This window comes from Streptomyces sp. NPDC001922 (genome assembly GCF_042891165.1).
GTDB lineage: Bacteria > Actinomycetota > Actinomycetes > Streptomycetales > Streptomycetaceae > Streptomyces.
This window is the reverse complement of record NZ_JBIASV010000009.1, coordinates 58,201-73,440: the sequence shown is the minus strand read 5'-3', so window position 1 is coordinate 73,440 and position 15,240 is coordinate 58,201. Positions and strand designations below refer to the sequence as shown.

At 71.7% G+C, this 15,240-nt stretch carries 14 protein-coding genes; 9 read left to right on the top strand and 5 right to left on the bottom strand.

What is annotated here, in order from left to right; translation table 11 throughout:
* Positions 1-30 precede the first annotated feature (30 nt).
* Together rpsR and rplI are read left to right on the top strand one after the other, a co-directional pair.
* The gene (rpsR, locus tag ACFYYR_RS17975) at positions 31-267 is read left to right on the top strand and encodes a 30S ribosomal protein S18 (RefSeq protein ID WP_003978893.1); all 237 of its coding nucleotides are present in this window, start codon (positions 31-33) and stop codon (positions 265-267) included.
* A gap of 18 nt (positions 268-285) precedes the next feature.
* Positions 286-732 carry a 50S ribosomal protein L9 gene (rplI, locus tag ACFYYR_RS17970; RefSeq protein WP_388853744.1) on the top strand — a complete coding sequence of 149 codons (447 nt, stop codon included), beginning with the start codon at positions 286-288 and terminating at the stop codon, positions 730-732.
* Positions 733-1,009: 277 nt separating this feature from the next.
* Here the strand turns inward: rplI and ACFYYR_RS17965 are convergent, their stop codons facing one another.
* Positions 1,010-2,344, bottom strand: coding sequence for an MATE family efflux transporter (locus ACFYYR_RS17965; protein ID WP_388853741.1), 1,335 nt, complete (start codon positions 2,342-2,344; stop codon positions 1,010-1,012).
* A gap of 498 nt (positions 2,345-2,842) precedes the next feature.
* Between ACFYYR_RS17965 and dnaB the strand changes: the two genes are divergently transcribed.
* Positions 2,843-4,297, top strand: coding sequence for a replicative DNA helicase (gene dnaB / locus ACFYYR_RS17960; protein WP_388854468.1), 1,455 nt, complete (start codon positions 2,843-2,845; stop codon positions 4,295-4,297).
* 109 nt (positions 4,298-4,406) lie between these two features.
* Here the strand turns inward: dnaB and def are convergent, their stop codons facing one another.
* The gene (def, locus tag ACFYYR_RS17955) at positions 4,407-5,069 is read right to left on the bottom strand and encodes a peptide deformylase (RefSeq protein ID WP_388853738.1); all 663 of its coding nucleotides are present in this window, start codon (positions 5,067-5,069) and stop codon (positions 4,407-4,409) included.
* A 110-nt stretch (positions 5,070-5,179) separates the two neighbouring features.
* Between def and ACFYYR_RS17950 the strand changes: the two genes are divergently transcribed.
* The 3 genes from ACFYYR_RS17950 to ACFYYR_RS17940 all read left to right on the top strand — a co-directional run bounded on the left by ACFYYR_RS17950 (position 5,180) and on the right by ACFYYR_RS17940 (position 8,689).
* On the top strand, positions 5,180-5,761 hold the full coding sequence (locus ACFYYR_RS17950; protein ID WP_388853734.1) for a winged helix-turn-helix domain-containing protein: 582 nt from the start codon (positions 5,180-5,182) through the stop codon (positions 5,759-5,761).
* A 764-nt stretch (positions 5,762-6,525) separates the two neighbouring features.
* On the top strand, positions 6,526-7,029 hold the full coding sequence (locus tag ACFYYR_RS17945) for a GNAT family N-acetyltransferase (RefSeq protein ID WP_388854465.1): 504 nt from the start codon (positions 6,526-6,528) through the stop codon (positions 7,027-7,029).
* 280 nt (positions 7,030-7,309) lie between these two features.
* Entirely contained in the window at positions 7,310-8,689 is a 1,380-nt protein-coding gene (locus ACFYYR_RS17940) for a serine hydrolase domain-containing protein (protein WP_388853731.1), read from the top strand.
* 87 nt (positions 8,690-8,776) lie between these two features.
* Here ACFYYR_RS17940 and ACFYYR_RS17935 read toward each other — a convergent pair whose 3' ends face one another.
* Together ACFYYR_RS17935 and ACFYYR_RS17930 are read right to left on the bottom strand one after the other, a co-directional pair.
* A complete protein-coding gene (locus tag ACFYYR_RS17935; protein ID WP_388853728.1) occupies positions 8,777-9,229 on the bottom strand; it encodes a GNAT family N-acetyltransferase in 453 nt (150 codons plus the stop codon).
* A 43-nt stretch (positions 9,230-9,272) separates the two neighbouring features.
* Complete coding sequence (locus ACFYYR_RS17930; protein WP_388853725.1) at positions 9,273-9,746, bottom strand: MarR family winged helix-turn-helix transcriptional regulator; 474 nt, start codon at positions 9,744-9,746, stop codon at positions 9,273-9,275.
* A gap of 174 nt (positions 9,747-9,920) precedes the next feature.
* Between ACFYYR_RS17930 and ACFYYR_RS17925 the strand changes: the two genes are divergently transcribed.
* The gene (locus tag ACFYYR_RS17925) at positions 9,921-11,138 is read left to right on the top strand and encodes an MFS transporter (protein ID WP_388853722.1); all 1,218 of its coding nucleotides are present in this window, start codon (positions 9,921-9,923) and stop codon (positions 11,136-11,138) included.
* A gap of 77 nt (positions 11,139-11,215) precedes the next feature.
* On the opposite strand, the gene ACFYYR_RS17920 is transcribed toward ACFYYR_RS17925, so the two are convergent.
* Positions 11,216-11,782, bottom strand: coding sequence for a DUF2269 domain-containing protein (locus tag ACFYYR_RS17920; protein WP_388853719.1), 567 nt, complete (start codon positions 11,780-11,782; stop codon positions 11,216-11,218).
* Between the two features lie 90 nt (positions 11,783-11,872).
* Here ACFYYR_RS17920 and ACFYYR_RS17915 point away from each other — a divergent pair, with 90 nt between their 5' ends.
* Positions 11,873-12,505 (top strand): HAD family hydrolase, encoded by a 633-nt coding sequence (locus tag ACFYYR_RS17915; RefSeq protein ID WP_388854462.1) that lies wholly within the window; start codon positions 11,873-11,875, stop codon positions 12,503-12,505.
* 575 nt (positions 12,506-13,080) lie between these two features.
* Positions 13,081-15,210 carry a globin domain-containing protein gene (locus ACFYYR_RS17910; RefSeq protein ID WP_388853716.1) on the top strand — a complete coding sequence of 710 codons (2,130 nt, stop codon included), beginning with the start codon at positions 13,081-13,083 and terminating at the stop codon, positions 15,208-15,210.
* The last annotated feature ends 30 nt before the right edge of the window (positions 15,211-15,240 follow it).

The following is a 15,240-nucleotide window of genomic DNA, read 5'->3' as shown; positions in this document are numbered from 1 at the left end:
CAAACTTCTTGATCACACTGGAGAGAGACAATGGCGAAGCCGCCTGCTCGCAAGCCTAAGAAGAAGGTTTGCGTGTTCTGCAAGGAGAAGATCTCCTACGTCGACTACAAGGACACGAACCTGCTGCGGAAGTTCATTTCCGACCGCGGCAAGATCCGTGCCCGCCGGGTCACCGGCAACTGCACCCAGCACCAGCGTGACGTCGCCACGGCCGTGAAGAACAGCCGTGAGATGGCGCTGCTGCCCTACACCTCGACTGCTCGCTAAAGGGAGGGTGACCGAATCATGAAGATCATCCTCACGCACGAGGTCTCCGGCCTCGGCACCGCAGGCGACGTCGTGGACGTCAAGGACGGCTACGCTCGCAACTACCTGGTCCCGCGCGGTTTCGCGATCCGCTGGACCAAGGGTGGCGAGAAGGACGTCGAGCAGATCCGTCGCGGTCGCAAGATCCGCGAGATCGCCACGATCGAGCAGGCCAACGAGGTCAAGGCTCAGCTCGAGGGCGTGAAGGTCCGTCTGGCCACCCGCTCGGGTGAAGCCGGCCGTCTCTTCGGCTCCGTGACCCCGGCCGACATCGCCTCGGCGATCAAGGCTGCCGGTGGTCCGGACGTGGACAAGCGCCGTGTCGAGCTCGGCACGCCGATCAAGACCCTGGGCGCGCACCAGGTGTCCGTGCGTCTGCACGCCGAGGTCACCGCGAAGGTCGGCATCGAGGTCGTCGCCGCCTGACGCTGTGCTCGGCACATCGTGTCGAAGGGGCCGCACCTGACGAGGTGCGGCCCCTTCGCCGTGTTCGCGGTGACGCGGTGGTGTCCGGGACCGGAGGTGGTGTCCCCCGGACAGGGGAGTCAGGGCTGTGTCCATGGACAGGCGCCATGCCCATGGCGCACGTGCCGTGTTCGCGGTGACGGACGCGCCGGTCCGTGGTGCGGGAGGAGTGTCCGCAGGAGGGCGTCCCTCCTGACGGCTTACCGCTCCACCCGGACGCGGCGTCAGCGACGCGGCGTCAGCGGGTCGCGCCGGTGACGATCCAGCGCCCGGACCGTGTCCTGGTCGCCAGGGTGACCAGCCGGATCGACATCATCAGGGCCATCACCCACCACAGGGCGGTGAGGCCGCCCCCGAGGTGCGGTACGGCGAGCGCCACCGGGGCGAACACGGCGAGTGTCGCGATCATGGCCCAGGCCAGGTACGGACCGTCGCCGGCGCCCATCAGCACACCGTCCAGGACGAAGACCACCCCCGCGACCGGCTGGGTGAGTGCGACGACCAGCAGGGCGGGGAGCAGGAGTTCGTGCACCGCCGGGTCACCGGTGAACACCGGCAGGATCAGCGGCCGGGCGATCACCACCAGCAGGCCCAGCACCACCCCGGAGGCGATGCCCCACTGCACCATCCGCCGGCAGGCCGCCTTGGCGCCGGCCACGTCCTCGGCTCCCAGGTAGCGGCCGATGATGGCCTGCCCGGCGATGGCGATGGCGTCCAGGGCGAAGGCCAGCAGTGACCAGAGCGACACGATGATCTGGTGGGCGGCGATCTCGGCGTCGCCGAGCCGGGCCGCCACCGCTGTGGCGATCAGCAGAACCGCGCGCAGCGACAGCGTACGGATGAGCAGGGGCGCCCCTGCCTGGGCGCAGGCCCGGATGCCGGCGGCGTCGGGGCGCAGGGAGGCGCCGTGCTTCCGTGCTCCGCGCACCACGACGACGAGATAGGCCGCCGCCATGCCGCACTGGGCGACGACGGTGCCCCAGGCGGAGCCGGCGATCCCGAGACCGGCACCGTAGACGAGCGCCGCGTTGAGGGCGGCGTTGGCGGCGAAGCCGCCGATCGCGACCTTGAGCGGGGTCCGGGTGTCCTGGAGGCCCCGCAGCACGCCGGTGGCGGCCAGCACGACGAGCATGGCCGGTATGCCGAGGGCGCTGATCCGCAGATAGGTCACGGCATACGGGGTGGCCGTGTCGGAGGCGCCGAAGAGCCCGACCAGCGCCGGAGCTGCCGCCACCGTGGCCACGGCCACGCCGGCACCGAGCAGCAGGGCGAGCCAGATGCCGTCCATGCCCTGCCGGATCGCGGCCGGAAGGTCTCCCGCGCCCACCCGGCGGGCGACCGCGGCGGTGGTGGCGTAGGCGAGGAAGACGAAGACGTTGACGGCGGTCAGCAGCAGGCCGCCGGAGATGCCGAGCCCGGCCAGCTGCGGGGTGCCGAGGTGGCCGACGATCGCACTGTCGACCATGAGGAAGAGCGGTTCCGCGACGAGTGCGCCGAAGGCGGGGAGGGCGAGCGTCACGATCTCGCGATCGTGGCGTCTGCTGCGCTGCGCGGTCGCGGGGCCCTGATTCATGCGCCCCACCGTAATCTTCCACAGGTAAGAGGTGCAAGGGTCCATGGTCCCTTACTGAGCACTCGGAGGGGCGATCTCCTCTGCGCCGTTTGTCGCGATCTTGAACCCCTCGGGGAAGTTTTTCTTCTGCACAGCCAGTGGATGGAAAAAGTGCAGGTCAGGGCGGTGCGGTTGGGGTGATTGTGTGTTTGTCCACAGTGCTTTCCCCCGCGCTGTGCACAGGTTTGGCGCGCTTCTCCACAGGTTGGGCCCGACCATCCACATGGCCTGTGGATAACCATCTTGGCTGACGGTGGCGTCGGCCCTACCGTGGTGCGGCGCCCGCCGCCTGTTCCGGCCTCGAAACCCCAGTGAACTCGACGCGCCGGACCGGGAGTCGGGCGCCTCATGTGTCAGCGCCGTGCCGTATGAAGGACGAGGACGGCATCGGGGAATGCGCCGTGCCCGGAAGGGCGCGCGTCGCGGTCGGAGGGAGGTGCCGGGGTGAGCCAACAGGAGATGGAAGATGCCTGGGCGGCGGACCTGGGTCCGAGTGATCGTCTGCCGGCCTCCCGGTCCCCCCGCGGCGGCGACCGGGCGCGGACCGAGCGGCACGACCGCGGTGAGGACGACTGGTCGGGCGGCTCCGGCTTCGAACGCGTGCCCCCGCAGGATCTGGACGCCGAGCAGTCCGTGCTCGGCGGCATGCTGCTGTCCAAGGACGCCATCGCCGACGTGGTGGAGGTCCTCAAGGGCAACGACTTCTACCGCCCGGCGCACGAGACCGTCTACCAGGCGATCCTCGACCTCTACGCCAAGGGCGAGCCCGCCGACCCGATCACGGTCGCCGCGGAGCTGACGAAGCGCGGCGAGATCACCAAGGTCGGCGGCGCGTCCTATCTGCACACCCTGGTGCAGTCGGTGCCGACGGCGGCGAACGCCGAGTACTACGCCGAGATCGTCCACGAGCGGGCGGTGCTGCGGCGGCTGGTCGAGGCGGGCACCCGTATCACCCAGATGGGATACGCGGCCGACGGCGACGTGGACGAGATCGTCAACAACGCCCAGGCCGAGATCTACGCCGTCACCGAGCAGCGGACCAGCGAGGACTACCTCCCGCTCGGCGACATCATGGAGGGCGCCCTCGACGAGATCGAGGCCATCGGCTCGCGCAGCGGTCAGATGTCGGGCGTCCCGACCGGCTTCACGGATCTGGACTCGCTCACCAACGGACTGCACCCGGGCCAGATGATCGTCATCGCGGCCCGTCCCGCGATGGGCAAGTCCACCCTGGCGCTGGACTTCGCCCGGGCCTGTTCCATCAAGAGCAACATGCCGAGCGTGATCTTCTCCCTGGAGATGGGGCGCAACGAGATCGCGATGCGATTGCTGTCCGCCGAGGCCCGGGTCGCCCTGCACCACATGCGGTCGGGCAGCATGACCGACGAGGACTGGACCCGGCTGGCCCGCCGGATGCCGGACGTCTCCGGCGCCCCGCTCTACATCGACGACTCGCCCAACCTGTCGATGATGGAGATCCGGGCCAAGTGCCGGCGGCTCAAGCAGCGCAACGACCTGCAACTGGTCGTCATCGACTACCTCCAGCTGATGCAGTCCGGCGGCGCGCGGCGCCCCGAGAGCCGTCAGCAGGAGGTCTCGGACATGTCCCGGAACCTGAAGCTGCTGGCCAAGGAGCTCGAAGTCCCGGTCATCGCGCTGTCGCAGCTGAACCGTGGTCCGGAGCAGCGGACGGACAAGAAGCCGATGGTGTCGGACCTGCGTGAGTCGGGCTCCATCGAGCAGGACGCCGACATGGTCATCCTGCTGCACCGCGAGGACGCCTACGAGAAGGAGTCCCCGCGGGCGGGCGAGGCGGACCTGATCGTGGCGAAGCACCGTAACGGTCCGACCGCGACGATCACCGTGGCCTTCCAGGGCCACTACTCCCGGTTCGTGGACATGGCTCAGACCTGAACGGACCGTGTAGGTTCTCAAATTTCGTGTCGGAATCTCACGGTCGATGTCGGATTGAAGTCGGATCCGACACCGAGCTGAGATTCACAGGTCGCTGCCGTCAGGCGTCTCATTGGCCCAGGCGGGCGGCCTTGATCGCGCGTTGGGCGAAGACATCTTCACGGCGGTCTTCCATCTGCCGAAACGCGTCCTTGCGGTCCCGCTTTGAGAGCCGGTCAAGATACGTGTGGCCGACGAGGTGATCGGTCTCATGCTGCAGACATCGGGCGAAGTAGCCCATCCCGTCGATGACGAGAGGGTTGCCGTCCTTGTCGAACCCGCGAGCGGCAGCACGATCGGTGCGGGGAACCGCCATGGCGGCACCGGGCACGGACAGGCAGCCCTCGGATTCGTCAACAAGCCGCCGACTCCTCGGATCGGGCAGGTCCAGGACGGGGTTGATGATGTGACCGACATGCCGGATCCCATAGTCGTCCGGGCAGTCATACACGAACAGCCGCAGGTCGACGCCAACCTGGTTGGCGGCCAGACCGGCGCCGTCGGCGACATACATGGTCAGGAACATGTCGTCAATTAACGCCGACAACTCCGGAGTCCCGAACTCGGTCACCTCCCGGCACGGATGGCTCAGTACCTCCTCACCCACCACCGTGACTCTGCGAACCGAACCCCGTTCCGCCTCCGGTGGCAGAGCCGGATAGGTGTCCACTGCGCGGCCTTGCACACGGACTCGCCGGTCGAGGGAACGGGGCCGCTGGTGACGAACAGACATGGCTGTCTCCCTTTTGCACACGCCACAGATGCCGCGGAGGTCACCGCAGCCGATGCCTTCAGCAGGACTACTACTTGCCAAGCTCTTTGCAAAGTAGCAGACTTTGCAAAGTGACTGAAGATGACGTCAACACCCCGGACGACCAGGCAGCCGGCACCGGCGAAGAATTGCGCGAGCACGAGGTCCGCACAGCCTTGCTGGACCTGCTCGCCGAAGTCGGCACCATCACGGCGACTGAAGCCGCCTCCCGGCTGGGCTACAGCTCTGGGCTCTGCTCATTTCACCTACGGCAGCTCGCACGTCACGGATACATCGAAGAGGCTCCCCACAGCGGAGGCCGTGCACGTCCCTGGCGTCTGAGGCAGCACACCCCCGACGCCGACGGTCCGATGGCGGAGGAGCAGTTCGGCGACTTGGCCCGTGGGCTGGAGGACGAGAGCTGGCAGCGATGGCTGACTCAGCGAGATGAAGCGCCGTCCGAATGGCGCCTCGACGAAGCCTTCAGCGCTGTCGCCTACCTGACACCTGAAGAGATGAGCCGGGTCGCGAACGTGATCCGACGTGCGCTCGCCCCCTACCAGGACCGCGAACAACGCCCCCTGGCCCGGCCCGACGGCGCTCGACCGGTGGCACTCATCACCCGACTGTTCCCACTGCTTCCCCACACAGCAGACGACGTTGACCAGGACTGAGGAGCTGGCGGCCTTCAGCACCCGCTTGAGGAAATGACACGAGGCTGAGACGGCAGGCAGACGACACGACGTGAGACAGCCTGAAAACGTCCAGGTCACAGCGTCGCTGCAGGACACAGAGGCTGAGACCCTACAGACCGGATGCAGGGCCTCAATTCGGTGTCGGCATCCCTGGGATGGTCCCGGCTCGGAATCGGATGGGACACGGAGCTGAGGCGCGCAGGCCGCGGCCGTCCTGCGCAGACCTGCCGTGTGGGGCCGAATCGTCACGTGGCCTTGAGCGCTCAAGTGGTGTGGATCTCGACTCGGTCGTCCGGCCGGTCATCGCCGAGAATCCGGCCGGTTTCCGAGGACGAGGCCCGGACGGGGAGTGCCGGCCGGACGGAGGCCGGCCTCGTTCTGGGTCCGCCGTCGCACGAGCTCTTGCGGGCCTGGGACTCAGAGGGCCATGAACTTGCTGCCTGAAAGGGCGAGTTCGGCCTGCGGGAGGATGGCGTCATGACCCCACGGAGTGGTGGCACTGGTCGTACGGAGACCGCTATTGGGCGTTGCTGACCGGAGCGGAAGCCGCTCTCTACGGGGCCAGGGAACTCGGCGCACCGCACCCCGCATAGGTTCGGTGCCGCCGCCCCGGCCCCGCTGCGGCTCGGGACTCGCGGCGACGGCCGGCGGGGGATCGTCCCGAGGCCTCCCACCGGCGGGAACCCGGAGGCCGCGGAGTGCCATGGACGGCTCCGGGGCCTCGCGGCAGACTCGTCGGCATGGTGGTGTCCCTGCGGGTTCTCACGGTGGACGACTGGCCGCTGTGGCGGGAGGTCCGGCTCGCTGCCCTGGCCGAGGCGCCGGAGGCGTTCACCGCCCGGCTCGCCGACTGGGACCGGGGCGGGGAGGAGCAGTGGCGGGCACGACTGGAGATGCCCGGCGCCCACCCTGTCGTCGCCCTGCTGGACGGCCGGGCCGTCGGGGTCGCCCGGGGCGTCCCCGACGGCAGGGGCGGGTGCGAGCTGAGGTCGGTGTGGGTCGGCCCGGAGGCGCGGGGCCGCGGTGTCGGGGACCGGCTGATCGCAGCGGTCGAGACCTGGGCCCGGCAGTCGGGGGCCGGGGTGCTGCGGCTCGCCGTGATCCCGGGCAATGCGTCCGCTGTCGCCCTGTACCGGCGCAACGGGTTCGTCACCACGGACGAGCCCGGCGCGCTGCTGTCCGACGGCGTCACCCGCGAGCGGGTGATGGTGAAGGCGCTCCGCGGGCCCGACGGCGGGAGGGCGTGAGGTGGAGTGAGCCGGGTGCGGTCGTACGGTTCGGGTCACCGGAGGGCCGGAAGAGGGATCGGCGGCCGCGCGGCCCGGCCCCGCCCCGGCGGTGGGGCCGGGTGCTCCGCGGCCCGGCCCGCCCGAGCCGTCCGGCCCGGTGCTCCGCGGTACGGCCCGGCCATGCGGCCTCGGTCCCCGTGATCCGGCCCGCCCGAGCGGCCCCGGTGCCCCCGCCGTACGCCCCGCGGGCGCGGCAAAAGCGTGCGCCGTGTCCCGCGCACCGGTAGAAGTGGTCCCCATGACTGACCCGTTCGAGAATCTGCTGCCCGACACCCGGCGGGCCCTGCACCACCGGATCGCCACCGCACAGGCTCAGGGCCGTGCCCCGTCGCTGGTCGGGGCGGTCGTACGGGACGGCCGTACGGTGTGGACAGGGGGCCGCGGCGCGGTGGCGGGGCGGGAGCCGGACGGCGACACCCAGTACCGGACGGGCTCGATCACCAAGACCTTCACCGCCGTCCTGGTGCTGCGCCTGCGCGACGAGGGGCTGCTCGACCTCGCCGACCCGCTCGACAAGCACCTTCCGGCGACCGGAGCCGGGGAGGTGACGATCGCCCAGCTGCTCGCCCACACCGGCGGCCTGGCCGCCGAGACCCCCGGCCCCTGGTGGGAGCGGACGCCGGGCGAGCTGCGCCGCGCGCTCCCCGACGTCCTGGGCGAGGAACCGTTCCGGCACCCGCCCGGCCGGGTGCACCACTACTCCAACCCCGGCTACACCCTGCTCGGTTCCCTCGTCGAGCAGCTGCGCGGCGAACCGTGGGAGACCGTGCTGCGGCGCGAGGTGCTGGAACCGCTCGGGATGGACCGGACGACGACGCGGCACCAAGCCCCGTACGCCGACGGCTGGGCGGTGCATCCGTGGGCGGATGTGCTGCTCCCCGAACCCGCCCAGGACCTGGGGCTGATGGAACCCGCCGGTCAGCTCTGGTCCACGGCCGCCGACCTCGGCCGCTGGGGCGCCTTCCTCACCGCGGGCGACGAGCGGGTGCTCGCACCGGAGACCCTCGCCGAGATGCGCACCCCGGCCGCGGCACCCGGGAGCGACAGCTGGGACGCGGGCTACGGCCTCGGTCTCCAGCTCGTCCGCCGGGACGGCCGGACGCTGGCCGGACACACCGGCTCCCTGCCCGGCTTCCTCGCCACGCTGTGGACGAGCGCGGAGGACCGGCTGGCCGCGGTGGTCATGGCCAATGTGACCGCCGGGCCCGCGGTCGCCGCCGTCGCCGCGGAACTCGTCCGGATCGTGGCCGAGCGCGAGCCCGTGGTCCCCGCCCCCTGGAAGCCGCTCCCGGAGGCCGATCCGGAGCTGCTGGCGCTGACCGGGCCCTGGTACTGGGGGCCGACGCCGTACACGCTGCGCCTCGCCGCCGGCCGCTCCCTGGAGCTCACCCCGCTCGGCGGCGCCGGCCGCGCCTCCCGCTTCCGGGCCGAGAAGGACGGGACGTGGACCGGCCTGGACGGCTACCACGCGGGCGAGACGCTCCGCGCGGTGCGGTCCGACGACGGCTCGGTGAGCCACCTCGACCTGGGGTCCTTCGTGTTCACCCGGCAGCCGTACGACCCCGCGGCACCGGTGCCGGGCGGGGTCGACCCGCAGGGCTGGCGGCCCCTTCCGTAGCGGTCGCGGCCGTGGCGGTCGCCGCCGCCGGAGTCGCCGGCCGGCGCGGAGACCGCCGGCCGGTGCCGCCGCCCTCGGCGGTGGGCGTCAGAGCTGGAGTTTGAAGCCGATGTGCGAGCCGGTGAAGCCGAGCCGCTCGTAGAAGCGGTGGGCGTCGGTGCGGGTGGCGTCGGAGGTCAGCTGCACCAGCCCGCAGTCCTGGCGGCGCGACTCGGCCACCGCCCATTCGATCAGCAGCGTGCCCAGGCCGCTGCCCCGTTCGTCCGCGTGGACGCGCACGCCCTCGATGACGGAGCGGGTGGTGCCGCGGCGGGAGAGGCCGGGTATCACGGTGAGCTGGAGCGTCCCCACGACCCGGCCCGCGCGTTCGGCCACCACCAGATGCTGGTTCGGGTCGGCCGTCAGCCGTTCCAGGGCGCGCAGGTACGGCGCCGGGTCGTCGGGTGACTCGCGCTGCGCGCCGAGGGGGTCGTCGGCCAGCATCGCGACGACGGCGGGGATGTCCTGCGGCGCCGCCGGGCGGATCTCAAGATCATTCATGGCCGCACCCTAAGCGGGCCGGGCTCTCCGGTGGCGGGGGTTTCTAGACCGCGACGACCGGGGCCGCCGGGCCGATGGCCTCCACCGCGGCGACCAGCGGAGCCAGCTCCGGCACCCCCGAGGCCTCGTCCAGTGCTTCCCGGAGAGCCGCGTCATGGGTCGGGCGGGCGCGTTCCAGCAGGTCACGGCCGGTCTCGGTGACCTCGGTGTAGATGCCCCGCCGGTCGGTGGGGCAGAGGTAGCGGGACAGCAGACCGCGGTCCTCGAGCCGGTTGACCAGCCGGGTGGTGGCGCTCTGGCTGAGGACGACGGCGTCCGCGAGCCGGTTCATCCGCAGGTGCCCGCCCTCGCCCCGGTGCTGTCCGCTGAGCACGTTCAGCACGGAGAACTCGCGGACGCTCAGCTCGTGTCCGGCCTGGAGGGCCCGCTCGATATGGGCCTCGATCCTGCCGTGCAGCAGCGTGAGGGCGCACCAGCCCTGCGCGAGGCCGCGCTCCCCGGCGTTCGGCTCGGACATCCGATGTCCTCCTCGGCTCGTCCCACGGCGCACGGCCGTTCCATCCGGACCCCAGGATAGGCCACCACCGAAATATACGGCGTCTGCAAATGCATCGCTTGAAAATAACAAGCGTCTGCAACTATTGTCTGCGCCCGTAAGGAGCGCACGCACGTACACAGGGAAGGCGCACTCATGCCTCTCGCTCTTCTGGCGCTGGCCATCGGCGCCTTCGGCATCGGCACCACCGAATTCGTGATCATGGGGCTGCTGCCCGAGGTCGCGGCCGACTTCCACGTCTCCATCCCGACGGCCGGCCTCCTGACCACCGGCTATGCCCTCGGGGTCGGCATCGGTGCCCCGCTGCTCGCCGCGCTGGGCACCCGGATCCCCCGCAAGCGGATGCTGATGCTGCTCATGGGGCTGTTCGTCGCGGGCAATCTGCTCTCCGCGGCCGCGCCCGTCTTCGGCGTGATGCTCGCGGGGCGCGTCCTGGCCTCCCTGGCGCACGGCGCCTTCTTCGGCATCGGCGCGGTGGTCGCGGCCGACCTGGTCGCCCCGCAGAAGCGGGCCGGGGCCATCGCGCTGATGTTCACCGGCCTGACGGTGGCCAATGTGGTGGGGGTACCGGCGGGCACCTTCATCGGGCAGGGACTGGGCTGGCGGGTCACGTTCACCCTGGTCGCGGCGCTCGGCGTGGTCGGCCTGGCCGGTATCGCGGCGCTGGTCCCGGCACAGCCGCGGCCGGAGGGGGCCCGGCTCCGCGGCGAGCTGGCCGCCTTCCGCAACGTCCAGGTGCTGCTCGCGATGGGGATGACGGTCCTGGGCTTCGGCGGGGTCTTCGCCGCCGTCACCTACATCGCGCCGATGATGACCGGGGCGGCAGGCTTCGCGGACTCCTCCGTCACCTGGCTGCTGGTCCTCTTCGGCCTGGGCATGGTCGCCGGCAACCTCGTCGGCGGGAAGTTCGCCGACCGGGCCCTGATGCCGATGCTGTACGTGGCCCTGGCCGCGCTGGCCCTGGTGCTCGGGCTGTTCGCCTTCACCGCGTACGACAAGGTGGCGGCCGCCGTGACCCTGCCGCTGATCGGAGCGCTGGGCTTCGCGACCGTGCCGCCGCTGCAGAAGCGGGTGCTCGACCAGACCGCGGGGGCGCCCACCCTCGCGTCGGCGGTCAACATCGGTGCCTTCAACCTCGGCAACGCGCTGGCCGCTTGGCTCGGCGGGGTCGTCCTCACCCAGGGCTTCGGCCCCACCGCGCCCAACGTGGTGGGCGCGGCGCTCGCGGCGTCCGCGCTCGGGCTGGCCGTGCTCTCCGGTGCCCTGGAGCGCCGGACGGCCCGCGGCGGCGGCCGGGTCGTGGCCGGTGGCCGGCCGGCCGAGGAGCTTCGGGCGCCGGCGGCTCACTCCTGACAACTGCCTCCCGGTGAAAGCCCGCGCTCGCCCGGCACCTGGTCGTCAGCCGTGTGCCGGGCGGTCCGACCGCGGTCTCAGGGCGCCGGGCTGTCCGAGGCGGTGCCCGCCCGCTGTCCGGACCGGTCGGCGCCGCCGGCGGAACGCGCGGTCCCCCGCACCCGGCGGCCGCGCCGGGTGAGCCCCCAGGGCTTCAGGACCGAGACCGCGGTGAGGAACACATAGAGGGCCGTGGCCACCGCCGGGGCGACCACGAGATCGGTGGCGGCCGCCCCCACCGGCCCGCCGGAGTCGACGGCCGCCGCCGCGTGGTCGATCCGCGAGCGGAGGGCGACGACCGAGGCGCCGGTCGCGGCGAGGGTGAGCCAGAACTTGGTCAGCACCCAGCGGTGCCGGGCCAGCCCCCAGGGCGTGCCCAGGGCCAGCACCACCCCGCTGAGCAGGGAGAGCACACTGAGCGGGGCGACCAGCCAGTCGCCGAAGACCTTCATCGCACGGTAGGCGGCCTCGGCGGTGACGGCGGATTCGGTGGCCGCGGCGGCGATGCCGAGGGCGAGCAGACCGACCGTCAGGCCGAGCCAGCCGACACCGACACACACATGGACGACGAGGGCGGCCCGGCGGGCGGGGCGGGTCAGATGCATGCCTCCACGGTCGCCGCGGCCGGGCCGGGGCGCATCCCGCAGCGGGAGTATCCGCCGCTGCGCGCGGGCGAGTACGCCTACCCTCGCGCCATGGCGACTCTGCATCTCTTCGACCTGGACGGCACCCTGATACACGGCTCGGCGGCGCCGGTGGAGATCTCCCGGCAGCTCGGTCTGACCGAGGAGATCGCCGAGCTCGAACGGGCCTTCGCGACGCGGCGGATCGAGCCGCCCGCGTTCGCGGAGCGGGTCCGCGACCTCTGGTCCGACCTCACCGAGGCCCATGTGGCGGCGGCGTTCGACGGCGCACCGTGGCTGGACGGCATCCGCGAGGTGTGGGCGGGTATCCGGGAGAGCGGCGACCACTGCGCGGTGATCTCCCTGTCGCCCGGCTTCTTCGTGGAGCGGCTGCTGGACTGGGGGGCGCACGCGGCGTACGGATCCCGCTTCCCGGCGGTGCCGTTCCGTGAGCCGGTCGACCCCGCGGGCATCCTCTCCCCCGCGGCGAAGGTCCGGATCGCCGACGAGCTGTGCGCGCGGTTCGGGGTGGCGCGCGCGGACTGCGTGGCCTACGGCGACTCGATGTCGGACGCGGAGCTCTTCGCGGCGGTACCGACGTCGGTCGCGGTGAACGCGGACCACCATCTGACGGACCTCGCCTCATGGGCATACACCGGACGTGATCTCCGAGAGGCTTACGAACTGGTGCGTAACCGCCGGTAATTCATTACTGGCGAGTCGCCTAGGGAATTCTCGGCATTGTGGGCGAGATCACGGAAATCGGGGGGTTTCCGGAAGTGATCGAGATCGGGACTTGTGGTTTCATCCGCGCCCGGTATGGTCGACTCCAGTTCAGCCACGACTCGCTGCCGTCATGTCGAGACTGACATGGCAGCCTAGCGGGAATGCGGCCTTCAGTACCCGGACTTCCGGCTATTTGTCCGGCGAGGTCATGGGAAGTGGCACGCTGCACGGAAGGGAACTGCGGCCAATGTCACACCAGGCGGCTTTCGTCCGCTTTGTGTTGACTCGTCGGCGCTGGTAAGAGCCGTAAAGGACTTTGATCGAGAGCGATCAATTGCGGGCACATTCCAACGTTTGGATGTGCGAAGACTGACCGAAAGACGTTCGAGGCGAGGCAGACCATGGATGCTCCGACCACTACGTCAGCCGATAACGGCGGCTCTGGCGGAAACGGTGGGGACTGGGGTTGGTTCACTCCTGGGCCGAGCAGGAAGCGGACAACGGAACCCGAAAACGAGGACCGGGAACAGGCCGACCGGATACCCAGCCGTCCGGTGAGCCCGATCCGCCCGGTGGGCGGCCGCGGCCAGGACCGCGGGCCGGCCGAGCAGCACGACGACGCCCCCCGGCCCGGTCCCGCCGCCCCGCCGAACGCCTTCGGCGGCGCCCCCGAGCACCAACGCCCCGCCGACCACGGTCCCGGCCAGGGCGTACGTCCCGGAACCGGCCCGCAGCCGGCGGCCCCCGGGTACGGCACGCCCGAGCGCCCCGCCCCGGACCACACCGACGGCTACGCGGCTCCCGGATACCGGGCGCCCGGTGAGCCCGGCACCGCTCCGGGCACCGCTCCGCAGGGCCGTCCGTACGCCGATGACCGCGGTGCGCCGCCGGCCGGCCCCGCCGCCGGGTACGGCGAGCCCGCTCCCGCCGAGGAGGAGCAGCTGGTCCCCTCCTTCATGCGCCGGACCGGCCAGGGCCTGGTCGCCACCGACCCGCACCGCCCCGAAGAGCACTACCCCGACGAGCGCTACGCCGAAGAGCAGCGCCCGGAGGAGCAGCGCGCGGCAGCGCCTCGCCCCGGGGGCGCCGCCGCGGCGGGCCGCCCCCAGCCGCAGCAGGCCGCCGCGCAGCAGACGGCCCCGCAGCAGACGTTCCCCCAGCGGACCGCCCCGCAGCCGCCGCGTGGCACCCCGCCCCAGCCGCACGCCGACCGGCCGCAGCCGCCGTACGCCGCCGCGCCGTCCGCGCCGTCCACTCCTCAGGCACCTGCTTCTCAGGCACCGGCTCCTCAGGCGCCCGCCGGAACAGCGCCGTCCCCGGCGGCACCGCCCCGGCAGCAGCCCCAGCACCCCGCGCACCCGGCCTCGTCGCAGCCCCCGGCGGGCCCGGCGGGCGGCACCTCGTCCGCAGCTCCCGCCGCCCCCGCCGCCGCAGGCACCGCGGGGTCCGCAGGCGCCACGAGACCCGCAAGCACCGCGGCCCCCGCAAACACCGCCGGCCCCGCGGCCGAGGCGCACCCCGAGGACCGGCCCCGGCCGGCCGCCGAAGCCGGCACCGCCTCACCGGACGCGATCCTCATCCAGCGCACCATGGCGGAGATCGAGCCCATCGCGGACAAGGTCACCTCGTACTTCTACGCGATGCTCTTCGTCCAGCACCCGGATCTGCGGGCGCTGTTCCCCGCCTCCATGGACACCCAGCGCGACCGCCTGTTCAAGGCCCTGCTGACGGCGGCCCGGCACGTGGACGACTCGGCCACCCTCAGCGAGTACCTCTCCCATCTCGGCCGCGGCCACCGGAAGTACGGCACGCAGCCCGAGCACTACCCGGCGGTCGGCGAGGCCCTGCTCGGCGCGCTCGCCCGTCACGCCCCGGAGAGCTGGAGCGCCGAGACCCAGGCCGCCTGGGTGCGCGCCTACACCGCGATCTCCCAGATCATGATCGACGCGGCGGCCGAGAACGAGCGCACGGCCCCCGCCTGGTGGGACGCCGAGGTGGTCGCCCACGATCTGCGCACTCCCGACATCGCGGTGGTCACCGTGCGGCCCGACCAGCCCTACCCGTTCCGGGCCGGCCAGTACACGTCGCTGGAGACCCCGTGGTGGCCGCGCGTCTGGCGGCACTACTCCTTCTCCTCCGCGCCGCGCTCCGACGGGCTGCTCTCCTTCCACGTGAAGGCGGTCCCGGCCGGCTGGGTGTCGAACGCCCTGGTGCACCGGGCGCGTCCGGGCGACACCATCCGCCTCGGCCCGCCCGCAGGTTCCATGACCGTCGACCACAGCACCGACAACGGACTCCTCTGCCTGGGCGGCGGCACCGGCATCGCCCCCATCAAGGCGCTGGTGGAGGACGTCGCCGAGCACGGCCGCACGCGCCCCGTCGAGGTCTTCTACGGCGCCCGCAGCGACCACGACCTCTACGACATCGACACCCTGCTGCGGCTGGAGAAGTCGCACTCCTGGCTGGCGGTGCGGCCGGTCGTCTCGCACGGCCCGACCAACGGCCTCAGCGGCCCGCTGCCCGACGCCGTCCGGCAGTACGGCCCCTGGAACGCCTACGACGCGTACCTCTCCGGCCCGCCCGGCATGATCCGCAGCGGTATCGACGCGCTCACCGGCATCGGCATCCCCTCGCACCGCATCCGGCACGACTCCCTCGAAGAGCTGGTGGCGGCGGGCGCCTGATGGACGCGGACGTGGAGACGGATCCCGGCG